This window comes from Patulibacter americanus DSM 16676 (assembly GCF_000420025.1).
Taxonomy (GTDB): Bacteria; Actinomycetota; Thermoleophilia; order Solirubrobacterales; family Solirubrobacteraceae; genus Patulibacter; species Patulibacter americanus.
The window spans coordinates 1-17688 of sequence record NZ_ATUD01000008.1 but is presented as its reverse complement, the minus strand read 5'-3'; the positions used below and the strand labels follow the sequence as shown (position 1 = coordinate 17688).

Annotated in this window: 20 protein-coding genes and 1 riboswitch; of the genes, 12 read left to right on the top strand and 8 right to left on the bottom strand. The window is 75.7% G+C overall.

Annotated features, from left to right (window positions below):
• The first annotated feature begins 46 nt into the window (after positions 1-46).
• From F593_RS25270 to F593_RS0113670, 3 genes are read left to right on the top strand one after another with little or no spacing between them, the layout of a single operon-like run.
• Positions 47-1858, top strand: a complete 1812-nt coding sequence (locus tag F593_RS25270; protein ID WP_022929313.1) for an ABC transporter ATP-binding protein — start codon at positions 47-49, stop codon at positions 1856-1858.
• Positions 1855-2655, top strand: coding sequence for a class I SAM-dependent DNA methyltransferase (locus F593_RS28460; RefSeq protein ID WP_022929312.1), 801 nt, complete (start codon positions 1855-1857; stop codon positions 2653-2655). The genes F593_RS25270 and F593_RS28460 overlap by 4 nt, the downstream gene beginning before the upstream one ends.
• Positions 2652-3974: a M16 family metallopeptidase gene (locus tag F593_RS0113670; RefSeq protein ID WP_022929311.1), complete on the top strand. Its 1323-nt coding sequence runs from the start codon at positions 2652-2654 to the stop codon at positions 3972-3974. The genes F593_RS28460 and F593_RS0113670 overlap by 4 nt, the downstream gene beginning before the upstream one ends.
• Here the strand turns inward: F593_RS0113670 and F593_RS31095 are convergent.
• On the bottom strand, positions 3944-4696 hold the full coding sequence (locus F593_RS31095; RefSeq protein WP_022929310.1) for a helix-turn-helix transcriptional regulator: 753 nt from the start codon (positions 4694-4696) through the stop codon (positions 3944-3946). The two genes, F593_RS0113670 and F593_RS31095, sit on opposite strands and share 31 nt — an antisense overlap.
• Positions 4697-4970: 274 nt before the next feature.
• On the opposite strand from F593_RS31095, the gene F593_RS29940 reads away from it, so the two are divergent.
• Positions 4971-5147 (top strand): hypothetical protein, encoded by a 177-nt coding sequence (locus tag F593_RS29940; protein WP_022929309.1) that lies wholly within the window; start codon positions 4971-4973, stop codon positions 5145-5147.
• Positions 5148-5206: 59 nt separating this feature from the next.
• Here F593_RS29940 and gndA read toward each other — a convergent pair whose 3' ends face one another.
• Positions 5207-6646: an NADP-dependent phosphogluconate dehydrogenase gene (gndA, locus tag F593_RS0113655; RefSeq protein WP_022929308.1), complete on the bottom strand. Its 1440-nt coding sequence runs from the start codon at positions 6644-6646 to the stop codon at positions 5207-5209.
• Between the two features lie 137 nt (positions 6647-6783).
• Here gndA and F593_RS0113650 point away from each other — a divergent pair, with 137 nt between their 5' ends.
• Positions 6784-7887 (top strand): class I SAM-dependent methyltransferase, encoded by a 1104-nt coding sequence (locus F593_RS0113650; RefSeq protein WP_022929307.1) that lies wholly within the window; start codon positions 6784-6786, stop codon positions 7885-7887.
• Between the two features lie 23 nt (positions 7888-7910).
• On the opposite strand, the gene F593_RS0113645 is transcribed toward F593_RS0113650, so the two are convergent.
• Positions 7911-8726, bottom strand: coding sequence for an arginase family protein (locus tag F593_RS0113645; RefSeq protein ID WP_022929306.1), 816 nt, complete (start codon positions 8724-8726; stop codon positions 7911-7913).
• 52 nt (positions 8727-8778) lie between these two features.
• Between F593_RS0113645 and F593_RS25255 the strand changes: the two genes are divergently transcribed.
• From F593_RS25255 to F593_RS0113630, 3 genes are read left to right on the top strand one after another with little or no spacing between them, the layout of a single operon-like run.
• Complete coding sequence (locus tag F593_RS25255; RefSeq protein ID WP_022929305.1) at positions 8779-9273, top strand: protein-tyrosine phosphatase family protein; 495 nt, start codon at positions 8779-8781, stop codon at positions 9271-9273.
• Positions 9260-9946 (top strand): TetR/AcrR family transcriptional regulator, encoded by a 687-nt coding sequence (locus F593_RS28450; RefSeq protein WP_022929304.1) that lies wholly within the window; start codon positions 9260-9262, stop codon positions 9944-9946. The genes F593_RS25255 and F593_RS28450 overlap by 14 nt, the downstream gene beginning before the upstream one ends.
• Before the next feature lie 18 nt (positions 9947-9964).
• Entirely contained in the window at positions 9965-10828 is an 864-nt protein-coding gene (locus tag F593_RS0113630) for a 3-hydroxyacyl-CoA dehydrogenase (protein WP_022929303.1), read from the top strand.
• Between the two features lie 7 nt (positions 10829-10835).
• Here F593_RS0113630 and F593_RS30390 read toward each other — a convergent pair whose 3' ends face one another.
• Positions 10836-11513, bottom strand: a complete 678-nt coding sequence (locus tag F593_RS30390) for a DUF429 domain-containing protein (RefSeq protein ID WP_022929302.1) — start codon at positions 11511-11513, stop codon at positions 10836-10838.
• 183 nt (positions 11514-11696) lie between these two features.
• Between F593_RS30390 and F593_RS0113620 the strand changes: the two genes are divergently transcribed.
• The 3 genes from F593_RS0113620 (at position 11697) to F593_RS0113610 (ending at position 14861) form a co-directional block, all read left to right on the top strand.
• The gene (locus F593_RS0113620; RefSeq protein WP_022929301.1) at positions 11697-13031 is read left to right on the top strand and encodes an aspartate aminotransferase family protein; all 1335 of its coding nucleotides are present in this window, start codon (positions 11697-11699) and stop codon (positions 13029-13031) included.
• Complete coding sequence (locus F593_RS0113615) at positions 13028-13387, top strand: type II toxin-antitoxin system PemK/MazF family toxin (protein WP_022929300.1); 360 nt, start codon at positions 13028-13030, stop codon at positions 13385-13387. The genes F593_RS0113620 and F593_RS0113615 overlap by 4 nt, the downstream gene beginning before the upstream one ends.
• A gap of 94 nt (positions 13388-13481) precedes the next feature.
• Positions 13482-14861 (top strand): class II 3-deoxy-7-phosphoheptulonate synthase, encoded by a 1380-nt coding sequence (locus F593_RS0113610; protein ID WP_022929299.1) that lies wholly within the window; start codon positions 13482-13484, stop codon positions 14859-14861.
• Positions 14862-14922: 61 nt separating this feature from the next.
• Here F593_RS0113610 and F593_RS0113605 read toward each other — a convergent pair whose 3' ends face one another.
• Together F593_RS0113605 and F593_RS28445 are read right to left on the bottom strand one after the other, a co-directional pair.
• Positions 14923-15318: a VOC family protein gene (locus F593_RS0113605; RefSeq protein ID WP_022929298.1), complete on the bottom strand. Its 396-nt coding sequence runs from the start codon at positions 15316-15318 to the stop codon at positions 14923-14925.
• Between the two features lie 29 nt (positions 15319-15347).
• A complete protein-coding gene (locus F593_RS28445; protein ID WP_022929297.1) occupies positions 15348-16019 on the bottom strand; it encodes a hypothetical protein in 672 nt (223 codons plus the stop codon).
• 65 nt (positions 16020-16084) lie between these two features.
• Positions 16085-16149: riboswitch (guanidine-III (ykkC-III) riboswitch) on the top strand.
• A 13-nt stretch (positions 16150-16162) separates the two neighbouring features.
• Between F593_RS28445 and F593_RS0113595 the strand changes: the two genes are divergently transcribed.
• Positions 16163-16486 (top strand): DMT family transporter, encoded by a 324-nt coding sequence (locus tag F593_RS0113595; RefSeq protein ID WP_022929296.1) that lies wholly within the window; start codon positions 16163-16165, stop codon positions 16484-16486.
• On the opposite strand, the gene F593_RS28440 is transcribed toward F593_RS0113595, so the two are convergent.
• Together F593_RS28440 and F593_RS25235 are read right to left on the bottom strand one after the other, a co-directional pair.
• On the bottom strand, positions 16467-17072 hold the full coding sequence (locus F593_RS28440) for a GNAT family N-acetyltransferase (RefSeq protein ID WP_022929295.1): 606 nt from the start codon (positions 17070-17072) through the stop codon (positions 16467-16469). The genes F593_RS0113595 and F593_RS28440 overlap by 20 nt on opposite strands.
• A gap of 39 nt (positions 17073-17111) precedes the next feature.
• A partial coding sequence (locus F593_RS25235) for a DUF4153 domain-containing protein (RefSeq protein WP_033207462.1) occupies positions 17112-17688 on the bottom strand: 577 nt, incomplete at its 5' end.

Here is a 17688-nt window from a genome sequence, read left to right as displayed (position 1 = left end):
TTTTGGGCGGCAGACCCGGCGCGGCGGCGGTGAGAGGGTCTGCGCCATGTCGGAGAGCGCCCCCACCGCCGGCCCTCAGCGCGACCCGTTCGCGACGCCGCTGAGCGTGCTGCGTGCCCTCACCACCGGCCGCCGAGGCGTCATCGCCCTGGCCTTCGCGCTGGCGATGGCGTCGTCCCTGGCGACGATCGCGATGCCGCTCGTCGTCCGCGAGCTCGTCACCCGCATCGGCGGCGACGCCAGTCTGGCGGGGCCGATCGCGCTGATGGCCGCGCTCACCCTCGCCGGCGCCGGCGCCGCGGCGGCCGCGAGCCTGCTGCTCGCCCGGGCCGGCGAGGACATGATCCGCGGGCTGCGCGAGCGGCTCGTCTCCCACGCCCTGCGCCTGCCGCTGCGGCGCCAACGCGAGCAGGGCACGGGCGATCTGGTCGCCCGCGTCACGGCCGATGCGGCCCACCTGCGCGGCGTGGTCGAGATCGGCGTCGCCCAGCTTCCGGCCTCGGCCCTGACCGTCGTGCTGGCCCTGATCGTGATGGCGCTGCTGGACCCGATCCTGCTGCTCATCACCCTGGGCGCGTTCGCGATCGCGGTCGTCGCCAACGTCGTCGTCGTGCGGAAGCTGCGCCGCAGCGCGGAGGAGCAGCAGGCCGCCATCGGTGGCCTCGCCGGGGCGTTCACGGGGGCCCTGACCGCCTCCCGGGTCGTCAAGGCGCAGCGAGCAGAGGACGCGGTCGCGGGCGAGATCGCCACGTGGTCGCGCGACGCCGCGCGGGCTGGCATGTCCGCCGCGCGCAGCCAGTCCGCGATCACCCCGGTGATGACCCTGGCGATGCAGCTCGCCGTCGCCGGCGTGGTCGTCGGCAGCGGGGCCCGGCTGGCCTCGGGATCGCTGAGCGCCGCCGACTTCGCGGCGTTCCTGCTCTACCTGCTGCAGCTCTCCGCCCCGTTCTCCGCGATCGCGATGGGCGTCGGCGGCCTGCAGGCGGGTCTCGGTGCCCGTCGCCGGCTGAACGAGCTGCTCGAGCTGGAGACGGAGACCCAGGGCGCCACGCCGCCCGCAGGCACCGGCGCCCGCCCCGCGCTGGACCCGGCCGCCCCCGCGCTCGAGCTGCGCGACGTCGACTTCGCCTACGAGCCCGACACCCCCGTGCTGCGCGGCGTCAGCCTGCGCGCCCCCGCGACGGGCCTGACCGCCGTCGTCGGACCCTCCGGCGCCGGCAAGTCGACCCTCCTGGCGCTCGCCGAGCGGTTCGAGACCCCGTCGCGCGGCGAACTGCTCGTGAGCGGGCGCCCCGCGGCCGAGTGGTCCCTGACCGAGCTGCGCGGCCACGTCGCCTACGTCGACCAGGCCGCGACGCTGCTCGACGGGACGATCCGCGCGAACCTCACCCTCGGGCTCGAGGGGCGCACGCCGTCCGACGACGCCCTGCGCTCCGTGCTGGCCGAGGTCGAGCTGCTGCGCACCGTGGACGCGCTGCCCGGCGGCCTCGACGCCGAGCTCGGCGGGCGCACCGACCTCTCCGGCGGGGAGCGCCAGCGCCTCGCGCTCGCCCGCGCCCTCCTCTCCGACGCCCGGCTCGTCCTGCTGGACGAGCCGACGTCGCAGCTCGACACGGAGAACGACGAGGCGGTGCGGCGCGCCGTCACCCGCCTCGCCGCCACCCGCGCCGTCGTGGTCGTCGCCCACCGGCTGGCCACGGTGCAGGACGCCGACTGCCTCGTCGTGCTGGAGCACGGCGAAGTCGTCGGCACCGGCCGGCACGGCGCCCTCGTGTCGGACTGCCCGACGTACGCCCGCCTCGTCCGCGGTCAGGAGCTCCGCGGCGGCGACCAACCCCTGATGGAGGTGGCTCCGTGAGCCTCGTGACCCCGCAGCAGCAGTCGGTCGAGCACGCCTACGACCAGCTCTCCCCCGTCTACGACGCCTTCATGGCGCACGTGGACTACGACGCCTGGCTGACCGCGATCGTGGACCTCGCCGCCCGGCACGGCGTGCAGCCGCCCGCGCGGCTGCTCGACGCCGGGTGCGGCAGCGGCCTCGAGCTCGTGCCCCTGATGGAGCGCGGCTTCGCGGTGAGCGGGTTCGACCTCTCGAGCGGGATGCTCGCCCGGGCCCGCGAGCGCGTCGGCGACGACGTGCGGCTCGTGCACGCCGACGTCCGGACCGTCGAGCCGCTCGGCGAGCACGAGCTCGTCCTCGCGGTCAACGACGTCCTGAACTTCCTGCACGAGCCCGACGACCTGCGCGCCGCGCTGCGCTCCCTGGCGGCGAACGTCGCCCCCGGCGGACTGCTGATCCTCGACGGCAACACGCTCCTGAACTTCGCGACGGTCTGGGCACTGAGCTCGACCGTCGAGGACGGGAACGACCTGCTGGTCTGGCGCGGCCTCACCCCGCCGCCGGAGGTCGCGCCGGGCATGCTCGCCCGCGCGGTCCTCGAGGCGTTCACCCGCCGCGAGGACGGGGCCTACGACCGGGTCACCGCCGTCCAGGAGCAGTGCCACCACACCGCCGAGGCGATGGGCGAGGCGATCGCCGCCGCGGGCCTCGAGCTGGTGGCGACCCACGGGATGGACCTGCAGACGTTCACCCTCGCCGACGACCTCGACGAGTTCCGCCACCCCAAGGCCGTCTTCGTCGCCCGTCGCCCGTGAACGCGCCGACCGTCATCCGGGTGCCCGTCCCGGGCGCACGCAGCGTGGTCGCCCTGCTCGCCCACCGCGGCGGGAGCCGCGGCGAGCGGCCGGCCGAGGCCGGCTACGCGCACCTGCTCGAGCACCTGACCAGCCGACGGGGGAACGACCGGCTCTCCGGCCGCGAGTTGGCCCGCGAGGCCGAGCGCCTCGGTGCCGACCTCGGGGCCGAGACGACGTTCGAGACCGTCGCCTTCCACGTCCACGCCCGGGCGGACGCCGCCGAGCGCGCCACGCGGCTGCTGCTCACGGCGATGCAGCCCGGGCCCGTCACGGCGGACGCGCTGCGGGCGGAGCGCGCCGTCGTGCTGCAGGAGCTCGGCGGCTACCGGGACACCCGCGCGTTCGAGGCCGAGCGCCTCGCCGGCGCCCACGCCTACGGCGAGCACCCCCTCGGCCGCCCCGTCCTCGGGCGGCCCGACGCGCTGCGCGCCGCGACGCCGGAGCGGGTCGACGCGTTCCGGCGCCGCACCTGGCTGCCCGCCCCCCGGGTGCTGGTCCTCGCGGGCGCCGCCGAGGTCCTCGACACGATCGACACCGACGGGTTCGACGACCCGCCCGCAGGCGGCGGCGCCGGTCGGCCGACGGGCGCCTGGGAGCCCGGTGCGCTGCCCGCGCCGCGGGGGGCGACGGGGACGGGCCGGCTGCCCGGCCTGCCGGCCGAGGCGCGCACCATCCACCGCCTCGACGGCCGCCTCGACCTGCGCACGCGCTGCGCCGTCGCCCTGCTCGCCGACCTGCTCGGCGCGGGCCCCGACCCCGTGCTCGCCCGCCGGCTCGGCCTGCCCGCCGGCGTCGTCCGCGCCCGAGCGGCCTGCCACGCCGACGTCGCCGTGCTGCAGTCCGCGTACCTCGGCGCGCGCGTGCAGGAGCGCCTGCTCGACGAAGTCGACGAGGCGCTGCGCGAGATCGCGGCCGACGGGCCTCCCCCGCGCGTGCTCGCCCGGGTCCGCGGGGCCCTCGCCGGGCGAACCACCCTCAGCCTCGACGCCCCGGCGGCGGTCGCCCAGCTCGCCGCCCGCCAGGCACTGCTGTGGGGCGAGCCTCCCGACCGGGACGCGGTGATCGCCGGCCTCGAGTCGGTGACGGAGGACGACATCGCCCGGGTCGCCGGCGCCATGCGCTCCGCGGGCCGCTTCCTGCTGCACGCCGTCCCGACCACCACGACCCCGCCCGCCGCGGTCCCGACCCCGTCCACCACGACCCGCGCCGCGCCGCGGCGCCCTGCCCCGACGGCGTCCCGGGGGCCTCAGTCCCCGGTCGGCGCCACGCGGACGTAGGCGGAGACCGCGGCGGCCCTGCTCGTGACCCCGAGCTTCCGGTAGATGTTGCGCACGTGCGTCTTGACCGTGTTCTCCGACACCCACAGGGCGTCGGCGACCTCGGCGTTGGACCGGCCGGCGGCCAGCTCGGCCAGGACGTCCTGCTCGCGCGGGGTCAGCCCGTGCTCCGTCTCGGGCGCCGCCGCGTCGGCCGGGCAGCCCGTGCGCAGCGCCGCCGTGATCGCGCGCGCCGAGGCGTGCAGCGGGAGCGCCCCGATGCCGCTGCTGGCCAACCGGCCGGCGAGCAGGCGCTGGGAGACGTCGTCCAGGAGCAGCAGCACGCGCTCGGGGTGCGGCAGCGAGAACAGCTCCTCGACGAGCGGGTCCGACGCGTCCAGCGGCACTCCGACGACGAGCGCCTCCTCCGGCAGCCGGCGGGCGAGCCCGGGCCGCGAGGCGTCCTCGTGGTGCAGCTCGTGGCCGTCGAGGACCGTCCGCAGGCCCTCGGACACGAGCGGTATGCGGCTCGCGAGCACGCAGAGCCGCCGCGGTCCGGCCGGCTCGCCCGTCCCCGGGCGTCGGGGCCGCGGGACGGCCACGACCATGGTGGTCGTCGGGCTCGCCCCGCCGACCTGCACCACCAACCGCTCCGTCGTCCCGACCTCCCCCCGGGGCGGCGCGCCCGGATCGGCACCCCCGGAGACGACGTGATCGAGACGCTGAAGCGGGGAACGGTCCATGTGGGGCCTGGCTCCGGGAACGGGTGCCGGACGCGGACGCAGAGGCGGCCGCGGACGACGGGGGGCGGGGGATCGGGGGCGCCGGTCCGCGGGACGGCGGGCGGCGCTGTGCTGCGGTGCGGCACAACCGGCGCGCATCCGTCCACCACCGTCCCGGAGCGGAGGGTCAGCAGCGGTGAACGTTCGGTGAACCGACGCACCGGCCCTGGCCGATCACCGTGACCCGCTGCTAGTGTGGTTTGTCACGAACTGTCTACGACCAAGGGACTCCCCCATGTCGAACACCGTCCGTCTGTTCATCGTCGCCGTCGCGGTCATCTCCGTCGTCGCGGTGACCGCCATCTCCGGCATCGAGCGCGCCCTGCCGCTCGTCGTCGTCGCGCTCGTCGCCCTCATCGCCCCGTGGCCCGGCGCCGCCCGGCGCGAGCGGCAGCCGCACGACCGCGCCTGACCTCCGCGCCGCCCCGGTAGCGCCCCGCGCGGGCGCCACCGGCGCGGTGGCGGGGTGTCCTAGGCCTCGACCTCGCTGCGGTCGCCGGACCACAGCGTGTGGAACGTGCCCTCGCGGTCCGTCCGCCGGTAGGTGTGCGCGCCGAAGAAGTCGCGCAGCCCCTGGGTGAGCGCGGCGGGCAGGCGCTCCGACGCGAGCGCGTCGTAGTACGCCAGGGCGGACGAGAACCCCGGGGCCGGCACGCCGGACTGCGCCGCCACGACGACCACGCGCCGCCAGGCCGCCTCGCCCTGCGCCACGACGTCGGCGAAGTACGGGTCCTCCAGCAGGGTGGCCGGCCGGGTGTCACGGCGGTACGCGTCCATGATCCGGTTGAGGAACCGCGCCCGGATGATGCAGCCGCCGCGCCAGATGCGCGCGATCTCCGACAGGTCGATGTCCCAGCCGTACTGCTCGGCGCCGGCGATGATCGCGTCGAACCCCTGGGCGTAGGCGACGACCTTCGACGCGTAGAGCGCCGCGCGCACGTCGTCCTCGAAGCCCTCGCCCACCGCGACCGGATCGGGACGCGAGGTGACCGCCCGTCGGACCGCTTCGCGCTGCTCCGGCTTGCTCGACACGGCGCGGGCGAAGACCGCCTCGGCGATGCCGCCGACCGGGATCCCGAGCCCGACCGCGTTCTGGACGGTCCACACGCCGGTGCCCTTCGAGCCCGCCTGGTCGACGATGACGTCGACCAGCGGCTCCCCCGTGGTCGCGTCGCGCTGGCGCAGCACCTCGCCCGTGATCTCGATGAGGTAGCTCTGCAGGTCCCCGTCGTTCCACGCCCCGAAGACGTCGGCGATGGCGTCGACGTCGTGCCCGCCGACGCGGCGCAGCAGGTCGTAGGACTCGCCGATCAGCTGCATGTCGGCGTACTCGATGCCGTTGTGGATCATCTTCACGAAGTGGCCCGCGCCGTCCGTCCCTACGTGGGTGACGCACGGCTCGTCGTCGACGCGCGCCGCGATCGTCTCGAGGATCGGGCCGAGCGTCGCGTACGCCTCCTCGGACCCGCCGGGCATGATCGACGGGCCACGCAGCGCCCCCTCCTCGCCGCCGGAGATGCCGACGCCGACGAAGTTCAGCCCGCGCTCGCGCAGTGCGCGCTCGCGGCGCATCGTGTCCTCGAAGTTGGCGTTGCCGCCGTCCACGATGATGTCGCCCGCCTCGAAGCGCTCCGCGAGCCCGTCGATGACCGCGTCCGTGCCCTTGCCGGCCTGGACCATGATGATCGCGGTGCGCGGCCGGCTCAGGGACGCGACGAAGTCGTCGAGGTCCTCGCTGGCGACGAACCCGGCCTCGGGGTGCTCCTGCACCAGCCGGCGGGTCCGCTCCGGCGAGCGGTTGAACACCGCGACGGTGTTGCCCTCGCGCCCCGCCAGGTTGCGGGCCAGGTTGGCGCCCATCACCGCCAACCCGACGACCCCGATGTTCGCCGTCCCCGTGGTGCTGCTCATGCTGGTCCCTTCGTACCGACCCAGGGGCGGCGGTCCGCGTCGCCCCTCCTTCGGAGGACGCTACTCCCACGCCCTCGTGGGGCCCCGCGCGTGGGAGGACGGGCCGACGACGGCGGCGCCGTCATAGAGTGCCGGGCATGCTCGAGAGCCTGGCTCGCCGGCGACGCGCCCGGAACCTCATCGATCGTGGTCTGGCCTTCGGTCCTGTGCGCGGGACCGTCGAAGGCCGTGAGGCGGCGGCGCGCCGGGCGGCGGAGGCGGCGCGGAGCGCGGTGGAGTCGTCGAGCGCCCGGCGGGCGCTCCTCGACCTCGTCGGTCGGCGGCACGCCGTGCCCGCCCCGGCGGGTCCGGCGATCTCCGGCGCGTTGGCGGGCCGGTTGTCCGCGAGCGAGCAGGAGCGCCTGCTCGGCGGGCTCGACGCGACCACCCGCGCCGAGTTCGAGGCCGCGGGCGAGGGCGACCGCGCGGCGGCCCTCCTCCAGCTGGCCCTCCACGCCCGTGACGAGGCCGCGATCGACGCCATCGGGATGCGGCCGCACGATCCGCCCGAGGACGTGCACGCGATGGACCGCGGACCGATGGCCGCCGCCGGAGCGCCGCGCGTTGCCGACATGGTCGCCGAGACGTTCGCGACCGCCGGGGTCGCGCTCGGGGACGGCGCACGCGTGCTCGATTTCGGCTGCTCGTCCGGGCGGGTGCTCCGGCCCCTGATCGCCGCCCGGCCGGACGTGGAGTGGTACGGCTGCGACCCGAACGCCGCGGCGGTCGCGTGGGCCGATCGCGAGCTGGACGGGACGTTCTTCGTCAGCCAGGATGATCCGCCGCTCGCCCTGGACGACGCCGTCCTGGACGCGGCGTTCGCCATCTCGATCTGGTCGCATTTCTCGCCGCCGGCCGCCGTCCGCTGGCTCGATGAGATGCACCGGGTCATCCGTCCCGGCGGCCACCTCCTCGCGACGACCCACGGCTGGCACGCGCTGAACGTGTTCCTCGGCGCGGACCCGGGGCTCTCCGAGGAGCACGTGCTCTCCGCCCAACGCAGCATGGCCGAGGGCGGGACCTGGTTCTTCGACCCCTTCGGCGACGGCGGGGACTGGGGCGTCGAGAGCCCCGACTGGGGGCACACGTTCCTGCTCCCGGAGTGGGTGCTGTCCACCGTCACCCCGGCGTGGTCCGTCGAGCTGTACGTCGAGGGCGGCCTGCTCGGCAACCAGGACGTCTTCGTGCTCCGCCGGAACTGAGGGACGGGGGCGGGGCTGACTGCTCAGCCCCGCGCAGCGCGGTCCAGCAGCGGGGCGATCGCGTCGAGCAGCGCGGCGGCACGGGCCTGGCCGTCCGTCGGGTCGCCCTGGGCCTCGAACTCCGCGATCTCCAGGCCCGCGAGGGGGTTCTGCGCCAGCCGCTCGGCCACCGCCCGCAGGGCCGCGAGGTCCAGGCCGCCGGGGACGGAGAACTCCGTCGGCAGCAGGCCCGGCTCGGTCACGTCGCAGTCCAGGTGCACGAGGACGGGGTGCTTCCCGACGTGGCGGTCGAGCACGTCGAGCAAATCGGGGCCCGCGGCCAGCGCGATCGTCCCGTCGTCGACGAGCGCCTGCTCCGCCGCGTCGAGATCCCGGGCGCCTACGAGGACGACGTTGGCGGGGTCCAGGCCGGCGCCGAGGCCGGAGTCCCACCAGCCCGCGGCGGCGCTCAGGACGAGCCCGCCGAGGTAGCCGCTCGCCGACCCGGCGGGCGTGTTGAGGTCGCCGTGGGCGTCGAGCCAGACGATCCGCGCGTCGGGATGCCGTGCCGCGACGGTCGGGACCGTCGCCAGCCCGGCGGCGCAGCGGGACAGCGCGCTCACGGGGACGTCGCCCGCGGCCAGCACGCTCTCGTGGGCGGCCGCGAGCGCGCGCAGCGCCGGCAGCGCGGCGGGCAGCTCGGTGTCCCACGTGCCGCTCGTCGCGGGCTCCGGCGTGCCCACCACGATCGGGTCGACGCCGAGCCGGCCGGCGAGCGCCGCCCCGACGACGGCCGCGCCCGCCATCCCCCGGTCGTTGTGGTCGCCGGCGCGACCCTGGAACACGAGGACCTGGGGCATCGGGCGAGCGTATCCCTGCGACGGCGCGCACGGCGCGTGTGACGATGGCGACATGGGATGGGAGGACGGGCCCGGCCTGGTCGTACTGCCGGACGGGACGCGGGTGCGCGGCCGCGGGCTGCGGGCCGGCCCGGCACCGCAGCGGGCGGACTGGACGCTGTTCCTGCTCGGCGCCGCGCCGCCCGACCCGGGCCACCCCCACCGCTGGGTGCGTTGGCCGGACTTCTGGCTGCCGACGGATCGAAGCGACGCCCGGACGGCGTTCGCCGAGGCCCTGGCCCGCGCGAGGGCCGGCGTCAGGGTGGAGGTCGTCTGCTCGGGCGGTCGCGGGCGCACCGGCACCGCGATCGCCTGTCTCGCCCAGCTCGCCGGCCTCGACGCGGGCCTCGCGGTGGAGTGGACTCGGACCCACTACCACCGTCGGGCCGTCGAAACGCCCTGGCAGCGCCGATACGTGCGCCGGTTCGGTGCCGCCCGCGTCGGCGGAGGGGAGGCACAGTCCGCCGACGACGCAGTGGTACGATTTCGTACTGATGCCGAAGCGTGACGATCCCGAGCGGTGGGCGCAGCAGCGCCGCCAGGTGCTCCGCGGGGTCGCCGAGGCGGTGGCGGCCAAGGGCTGGTCGGCCACCACCATCGCCGACATCGCCGCCGCGGCACGCGCCTCGCGCACCACGGTCTACGCGCACTTCCCGGACAAGGACGAGGCGCTCCTCGCGCTGCACCACGAGGTGCTCGACCGTCTGGTCGACGCCCTGATGCGGGCGCACCGGGAGTCGGGTCCCGACACCCCGTGGCCGACCCGGGTCCGGGTCACGATGGACGCCTACCTCGAGGCGATGGTCACGTCGTCGGCCGGGGAGCGGGCGTCGCTGCTCGAGCTCGCGTCCGCGGGCCCCGAGGCCCGGCGGGCACGTCGCGACGGTCTCGACCGGTTCGCCGAGGCCGTCGCGCAGAACAGCGTCGAGCTCGCTGCGTCCGACCCCGGCGCCGAGCCCCTGACCCCCTCGCGGGCCCTCGCCGCCGTCGCCTCCGTCAACGAGCTCGTGCAGCGCGCCGCCCCCGACGGCCCGGGTGCCATCCGTGCCTTGGCCCCGGACGCCGCGGACGTGTTCGTCCGTCTGATGCGCCGCGCGCCCGACCACGAACCCACGCCGGGCCCGCCTGCGAACCCGCCCCGTCGTCCCGCGGGTCCCTCCCCTTCACCCATCCAGAGCTGACCGACGAAAGGCAGCACCATGACCCAGCAGAGCATCACCAAGGTCACCGTCCTCGGAACGGGCGTCCTCGGCGCCCAGATCGCGTTCCAGACGGCGTTCCACGGCCTCGACGTCACGGCCTACGACATCAGCGACGAGATCCTCGAGGCGGCGCAGGAGCGCTTCCGCGGCCTCGCCGGCCGCTACGCCCAGGACCTCCCCGGTGAGGGCGACGCCGACGCCGCCCTCACCCGCATCGCGACGACGTCCGACCTGGGCGCGGCGGTGCGCGACGCCGACCTCGTCATCGAGGCCGTCCCGGAGTCGCTCGAGCTCAAGCGCGACGTCTACACCCGGCTGGGCGAGCTGGCCCCGGAGCGCACGATCTTCGCCACGAACAGCTCGACGCTGCTGCCGAGCGCCATCGTGGCGTTCACGGGGCGCCCTGACCGCTTCCTCGCGCTGCACTACGCCAACGAGATCTGGCTGCACAACACGGCCGAGGTCATGGGCACGGAGCAGACCGACCCCGCCGTCTACCGCGCCGTGGTCGACTTCGCCGCACGCACCGGCATGGAGCCCATCGAGCTGCACAAGGAGCAGCCCGGCTACGTCCTGAACTCGCTGCTCGTGCCGCTGCTCAACGCGGCCTCGCAGCTCTACGTCGACGGCGTCGCCGACGTCGAGACGATCGACAAGACCTGGCGCATCGGCACCGGCGCCCCCGCCGGCCCGTTCCAGATCTTCGACGTGGTGGGCCTGACCACCGCGTACAACATCTCCGCGGTCTCGGAGAGCCCGAAGCAGCGCGAGTTCGCGGCGCTGGTCAAGGAGCGGTTCATCGACCAGGGCAAGCTCGGCGTCGCCACCGGCGAGGGCTTCTACCGGTACACCGCGGGCTGAGCCCGGCTCACCGCCGTCGCGGCAGCCAGATCCGGGAGCCGTCGTCGCCCGGCGGGTCGCCCGGGCGCGGGCCGGCGGCTACGGCGTGGCCGGCGCGGCGGTCCGCCGCGACGACTGCGGCGGCCGCGGCGTCGAGGGCGTCGTGCGATCTCGCCGCGAGCCGGTCGGCGCCGGCGATCTCCGCGGACAGCAGCTCGGCCCGGCGCGCGCGGCCGTCGCCCGTGCGCTTGCTCGGCAGGTGTGCCCCGCCGGCGAGCTCGCGGAAGGCCCCGTGGGGGTAGACCTCGAGGGTCTCGGCACCCGCGGCGGACAGCGCATGGTGCAGGGCGGCCGCGACCGCCATCCACCCGCCCGCGGGCAGGGCAGGCGGCGTGGCCCACGAGACCCACAGGCCGTGGTGGCGCCCGAGTGCGACCTCGCCCGTACGCGCCGCGCGGAACTTCGGCGCGAGGGTCGTGTCGCCGGCGTGCGCGCCGACGCTCGCGGCGTCGGGTCCGTCGATCGCGGCGACCCCTGCTCCGCCGGCCCACGCGACGACGGCCTCCAGGTCGTCCGCCGCGAAGTCGCGGGCGTCGACCAGGCGACACCCGGGGTCGAGCCGCACCCCGTGGACGCGAGCGGCGCCGACGTCGATGCCGACGACGTCGTGCGGACCCTGCGGGTGGTCCTGTGGCGGGAGCGGCACCGGGCCACCGTAGCCCCCGGGCGTGCCGGGGGCGCGTGGGCCCGTCCACGCCCGGACAGGGCGGACCGGCGTCCACGCGGTCCGGTCGGGCGTCCCGCGGTCTGCCGGCCCGGCGGGTCGCCTGCCGTCCGGCTCGTCCGTCCGGCCATGGACGACGGGGTCCCGCACGCGTACGGTGCCGCCATGGCCGTCTCGCGCTCCCCGGAATCCCTCGTCGCGGCCGGGGTGCCCGGGCAGAAGCACGTGCTGCGGTACTGCCCCTCGTTCTCGCCGGTGGTCATCGAGCGCGCCGAGGGCAGCTGGCTGCACACGACGGACGGCCGCGAGCTCCTGGACTTCACCTCGGGGCAGATGAGCGCCATCCTCGGCCACTCCCACCCGGAGATCGTCGCGACGCTGCGCGAGGCCGCCGGCACGCTGGACCACCTCTTCAGCGGCATGCTGAGCCCTCCGGTGCTCGAGCTCTCGCGGCGGCTGGCGGAGTCGCTGCCGGACCCGCTCGAGAAGGTGCTGCTGCTCTCGACGGGCGCGGAGTCCAACGAGGCCGCGATCCGGATGGCCAAGCTCGTGACGGGCCGCTACGAGGTCGTCTCGTTCAGCCGCTCGTGGCACGGGATGACGCTCGGCGCCGCGGGTGCCACGTACTCGGCCGCGCGCCCGGGCTACGGCCCGCCCGCCCCGGGCAACCTCGCGATCCCGACGCCCGACACCTACCGGCCCGACGTCGTCGACGCCGACGGCGAGCTTGACTGGCGCCGCCAGCTCGACCTGGGCTTCGCGATGGTCGACGCCCAGTCCTCCGGCAGTCTCGCGGCGTGCATCGTCGAGCCGGTCCTCTCGAGCGCCGGGGTCCTCGTGCCGCCTCCGGGCTACCTCCGGGCGCTGCGGGAGAAGTGCGACGAGCGCGGCATGCTGCTGATCCTCGACGAGGCGCAGACCGGCCTGTGCCGCACGGGCGACACCTACGCCTTCGAGCACGAGGGCGTGGTCCCCGACATCCTCACGCTGTCGAAGACCCTCGGCGCCGGACTGCCGCTCGCGGCCGTGATCACGAGCGCCGAGATCGAGCAGCGCGCGCACGACCGGGGCTTCCTCTTCTTCACCACCCACGCCTCGGACCCGCTCGTCGCGTCCGTCGGCAACACCGTGCTCGACGTGCTGCAGCGGGACGACATGAACGCGCAGGTGCGGGGGAAGGGCGAGCGGTTGCGGCGTGGCCTGCTGGGACTCCAGGACCGCCACGCCGTCGTCGGCGACGTGCGCGGCCGCGGGCTGCTGCAGGGGCTCGAGCTCGTCACGGATCGGGCCACGAAGGCGTCGAACCCCGACCTGGGCGTGGCGGTCACGGCGCGCTGCCTCGAGCTGGGCCTGCACATGAACGTCGTCCAGCTGCGCGAGATGGGCGGCGCGTTCCGCATCGCGCCGCCGCTGACGGCGACGGAGGCCGAGATCGACCACGGTGTCGCGCTGCTGGACCAGGCGATCGGGGACGTGGCCCCGGCGTTCGTCGGGGCGTGAGCGACGCGATCCGCCGCGGGGAGCTCTTCTGGTTCCACGACGCCACCACGGGCGGGGCGATCCCCGGCATCCCCCACCCCCACGTCGTCGTCTCGGACGACGTCTTCAACCGCTCCCGGATCCTGACGGTCAACGTCTGCGCCCTGACGTCGAATCGCCGGCGGGCGACGGAGCCCGGCAACGTGCTGCTCGACCCGGGCGAGGGTGGGCTCGAGCGGCCCAGCGTGGTCGTCGTCTCGCAGCTCGCCGCCGCGCCGAAGGTCGCGCTCACGGACCGCATCGGCCGGCTGTCGGACGCCCGCGTGGACCAGATCCTCGCCGGGCTGCGCTTCCAGCAGGCCTCGTACGACCGCTGAGTCGGGCGCCCCCCGCAGCCCGCCGGAGGGCCACCGGGGAGCCCCGATCGCCCACCGCACGCGGCCACGGCGCCGCGCCCCGTACGCTTCCGGTGTGAACTGGACGATCGACATCCCCGCGGAGTCGCTGCCCGACCTGCCGCCGCTGCCGCCGGCGCTGCGCACCGCGCTCGACGACGCGCTGGCGCGACCGGCGCTGCAGCAGCCGTCGTGGCCTGACGCGGACTACACCTCGCGCGTCCGCCGGATGCTCGAGGCGGTACCGCCCGTGACGCTCCCCGCCGAGGTCGACCGGCTCCAGGAGCGCCTGGGCGCCGTGGCGCGCGGGGAGGCGTTCCTGCTCCAGGGCGGCGACTGCGCCGAGACGTTCGCCGACAACACCGAGGCCCACCTGCGCGGCACCATCGGCACGCTGCTGCAGATGGCCGTCGTGCTCACGTACGGCACCTCGATGCCGGTCGTGAAGCTCGCCCGCATCGCCGGCCAGTACGCCAAGCCGCGCTCGTCCGACGTCGACGCGCTGGGCCTGCCCTCCTACCGCGGCGACATGGTCAACGCGTTCGAGCCGACGCCCGAGGGTCGCCGCCCGGACCCCGTCCGGATGCTCCGCGCCTACGCGAACGCGTCCGCCGCCATGAACCTCACGCGCGCCATCACGGGCGCCGGCCTCGCGGACCTGCACCGCGTGCACGAGTGGAACATGGACTTCGTCGCGCAGTCCCCCGCCGGCGCGAAGTACGAGCGGGTCGCGAACGAGATCGACCGCAGCCTGCGGTTCATGTCGGCGTGCGGCGTCGACGACACCTCGCTGCACACGACCGAGGTCTACGCGAGCCACGAGATGCTCGTGCTGGACTACGAGCGCGCGCTGCTGCGGCTCGAGAACGACCGCCTCTACAACCTCTCGGCGCACCAGCTGTGGATCGGCGAGCGGACCCGCCAGCTCGACGGCGCGCACGTCGCCCTCGCGGCGCTGACGGCGAACCCGACGGGCGTGAAGCTCGGGCCGAAGTCCACCCCGGACGACGCCCTCGCGCTGCTCAAGGTCCTCGACCCCCACAAGATCGACGGCCGGGTCTGCCTCGTCGCCCGCATGGGCAACGGCAACGTCCGCGAGGCGCTGCCGCCCATCGTCGAGGCGGTGCGCGACTCCGGCCACACCGTCGTGTGGCAGTGCGACCCGATGCACGGCAACACGGAGGAGTCGCCCAGCGGCCACAAGACGCGCCACTTCGACCGGGTGGTCGACGAGGTCCGCGGCTTCTTCGAGGTCCACCGCGCGCTCGGCACGCACCCGGGCGGCATCCACGTCGAGCACACCGGCGAGGACGTCACGGAGTGCCTGGGCGGCGGCCAGGCGATCTCGCACGAGCAGCTCGGCTCCCGCTACGAGAGCGCGTGCGACCCGCGCCTGAACACCCAGCAGTCCCTCGAGCTCTCGTTCCTCGCGGCCGAGATGCTGCAGGAGCGCTAGACCGCTCCCGCCGGGGCGCGCGTCGCGCCCCGGCCCCCGCCCTGGCCTGCCGGCGCCGGGGTCAGACCTGGACGACGGCGACGTGGTTGCCGTCGGGGTCGCGCAGCATGAAGAGCAGCGGCGCGCCCGGACCGGCGCCCTGCGGGCGCGGGTCGAGGTCCACGCCGCCCAGGGCGTGCAGCCGGTCCCACTCCGCGAGCGCGTCGGGGGTCTCGACGCCGATCCCGCTGCCGCCCGGCTCCCCACCCATCGGCGGGTTCAGGGCCAGCCGCGCGGTCGAGCCGGGCGGGGCGACCTCGACCCAGCGCACGTCGCCGTGCTCCCCGTACGGCACGTCGGCGCGCAGCTCGAACCCGAGCTTGTCCGTGTAGAACGCGATCGCGGCGTCCTGGTCGGCGACGGAGAACATCGCGACCCCGATGTTGTCGACGGTGGTGGTGCCCGTGGAAGTGCTCATGGTTGGGGGACCGGGGCCGCCCACCGAACTCATCGGTGGAGCGTCGATGCCGCCGCCGACGGCGGGCGCACGTCGGCGTGGACGACCTGCTCGCCGCGCCGGACGACGCGGACGAGGAGCGCCAGGCAGGCCAGCGCGGTCGTCGCCCCCAGGCCCACGTCGATGCTGAGCACGCCGCGGTCGGACCAGTAGACGTCGGAGAGCTCGATGAGCAGCGCGGTCTCGTCGATGATGAGCGCCGAGCCGACGCCGAAGGGGACCGCGAGCCACGCGTCGGAGGGCTCGTGCCGCAGGCCGATCGACAGGCCGCCCGACAGCAGGGCGAGCAGGATGCCCGGCACGAAGTGGTGGATGTGCCGCTCGCCGATGCGCACGTTGCGCGCCGGGCCGATCCCGCGACGGATGGAGTGCGTGACGGCGCGGGCGACCGCGAACGTCGTCCCGAAGGAGACGAAGAGGTGCAGCACGGCCGTCTCGTTCGCGGTACCGGCGCGGTGGCCGGCGACCACGACGTCGATCGCCTCGCGGGCCACCAGCGCCGGGTCCGGCACGCCGTCGTCGCCTCCGGCCGGGCGGGCGCGGCGACGACGCCACAGGTGCACGACCTCCGCCCCGATCACGGCGACGGTCGTCGTGGCGGCGGCGGCCGCGAGGCCCCGGGTCCGGGTGCCGTGGCGCTTGCGGCGGCGTCTGGGCAGCATGGCCGCACCGTAGCGTCGCCGCGGAGCGCGTGGCGGGCGGGTCGAAGCCGGTGCTACCGTCGATCGGCGGCCCCGAAGCGCGGGGTCGCCCGGACGAGGTGCGCCGTACCCGGAGTGACGACGGCGCCCGAAAGGACCCCACCATGGCGTGGTTCTCCCTGGTGACGGCCGGCCTCTTCGAGGTCGTGTGGGCGATCGCCCTCAAGCGCTCCGACGGCTTCTCCCGGCCGCTCGAGACGGGGGTGTTCGTCGTCGCGCTGCTGGCCAGCATGCTGCTGCTCGCCCGCGCGCTGCGCGACCTGCCCGTCGGGACCGGCTACGCGGTCTGGACGGGCATCGGCGCGATCGGCGCCGCGATCGTCGGCGTGGTGTGGCTGCACGAGTCGGCCTCCCCCGCGCGGCTGTTCAGCGTCGCGCTCGTGGCGGCCGGGGTGGTCGGGCTGGCGCTCACGAGCCAGACGCACTGACGGGACGGTCGACCGCGCCGAGGGCCCGGTCGATCTCGTCCCCCACGAGGGCCAGCACGTCGAGGTCGTGGTGCTCACCGCGGTGCAGCCCGGCGCCCCGCAGCCGGCCCTCGTGGCGGAATCCGAGGCGCTCCGCCAGGGCCCGGGAGCGGACGTTGCCGGCGGCGGCGGTCCAGACGACCCGGTGGCTGCCCAGGGCGGTGCGGGCGTGCGCGATCGTCGCCAGCACGGCGCGACGTACGAGCCCCTGGCCCTCGTAGCCGGTCCCGATCCAGCACCCGACCTCGATCGCCCCGACGCGCGGATCGTGGTGCAGGAGGACCGTCCCGCCCACCACGGCGTCGCCGTCCGCCAGCAGCAGCATCTGCTCGCGGCCGTCGTCGCGGCGCAGGTACGGGTCGATGAAGGCCGCCGCGCCCTCCGGCGTCGTCGTCGTCGCGGGCCACCCCAGGTGCTCGCCGAGGTGCTCGACGTCGGCCGCCACCAGCGCCGCCAGCGGCACGGCGTCGGCGAGCGTCGCGGGCCGCAGCAGCAGCGGAGGGCCGTCCGCGTGGGGCAGCGCCACGGGGGCGAAGGGCGGGAGCACGCGGGCATCCTCGCACCGGGCACGGCCGGACCCGGGCGCTCAGCGCGCCGTCCAGCGGCTGAGGTTCAGCCCGCCCAGGCCGTCCCCGCGCCCCAGCCGCGCCTCCACCCGCGCCCGGACCCGCCCGCCGCCCCGGTCGGCCGGCAGGGTGCGCAGGCGGGGCAGGGCGTCGGCGCTCAGGCCCTGCGCGTAGGACAGGTCGACGGGGCGTCCATCGGCGGCCCGGGCCACGATCGAGCCCGCGATCCGCCCGTCGGGGTTCGACAGGGAGAACGCGAGCACCCCGGCGAGGCCCAGCAGCAGCACCGCACGCGGGGCGCGGCGGGCGACGGCCGGGTGGGCGCCCGCCAACAGCACGAGGCCGACGACCGCCGCGAGCCAGACCAGAACGGCGTGGCCGCCGTAGCGCACGCGCGTGAGGCCGTAGACGTCCTCCACGAGCCGCAGCCGCAGATGGGCGCTCAGGAGCACGACGAGCGTGAGCACGCAGAGTGCGGCGAGCAGCCCGCGGACGGCTCGGTCGCGGTGACGGGCGGCGACCCCGACGACGGCGAGGGTCAGGGTCGCGACGACGAGGAGCTGGAGGAACCCGGCCCGGGCGTAGTCGCCGTAGCCG

Coding starts and splice junctions, on each gene's coding strand:
- F593_RS25270 (WP_022929313.1), top strand. CDS start 47: ATGTCGGAGAGCGCCCCCACCGCCGGCCCTCAGCGCGACCCGTTCGCG.
- F593_RS28450 (WP_022929304.1), top strand. CDS start 9,260: ATGCCGAAGCGTGACGATCCCGAGCGGTGGGCGCAGCAGCGCCGCCAG.
- F593_RS0113620 (WP_022929301.1), top strand. CDS start 11,697: ATGGCCGTCTCGCGCTCCCCGGAATCCCTCGTCGCGGCCGGGGTGCCC.
- gndA (WP_022929308.1), bottom strand. CDS start 6,646: ATGAGCAGCACCACGGGGACGGCGAACATCGGGGTCGTCGGGTTGGCG.
- F593_RS0113645 (WP_022929306.1), bottom strand. CDS start 8,726: ATGCCCCAGGTCCTCGTGTTCCAGGGTCGCGCCGGCGACCACAACGAC.
- F593_RS25255 (WP_022929305.1), top strand. CDS start 8,779: ATGGGATGGGAGGACGGGCCCGGCCTGGTCGTACTGCCGGACGGGACG.
- F593_RS28445 (WP_022929297.1), bottom strand. CDS start 16,019: ATGCTGCCCAGACGCCGCCGCAAGCGCCACGGCACCCGGACCCGGGGC.
- F593_RS0113650 (WP_022929307.1), top strand. CDS start 6,784: ATGCTCGAGAGCCTGGCTCGCCGGCGACGCGCCCGGAACCTCATCGAT.
- F593_RS0113605 (WP_022929298.1), bottom strand. CDS start 15,318: ATGAGCACTTCCACGGGCACCACCACCGTCGACAACATCGGGGTCGCG.
- F593_RS0113595 (WP_022929296.1), top strand. CDS start 16,163: ATGGCGTGGTTCTCCCTGGTGACGGCCGGCCTCTTCGAGGTCGTGTGG.
- F593_RS31095 (WP_022929310.1), bottom strand. CDS start 4,696: ATGGACCGTTCCCCGCTTCAGCGTCTCGATCACGTCGTCTCCGGGGGT.
- F593_RS29940 (WP_022929309.1), top strand. CDS start 4,971: ATGTCGAACACCGTCCGTCTGTTCATCGTCGCCGTCGCGGTCATCTCC.
- F593_RS0113630 (WP_022929303.1), top strand. CDS start 9,965: ATGACCCAGCAGAGCATCACCAAGGTCACCGTCCTCGGAACGGGCGTC.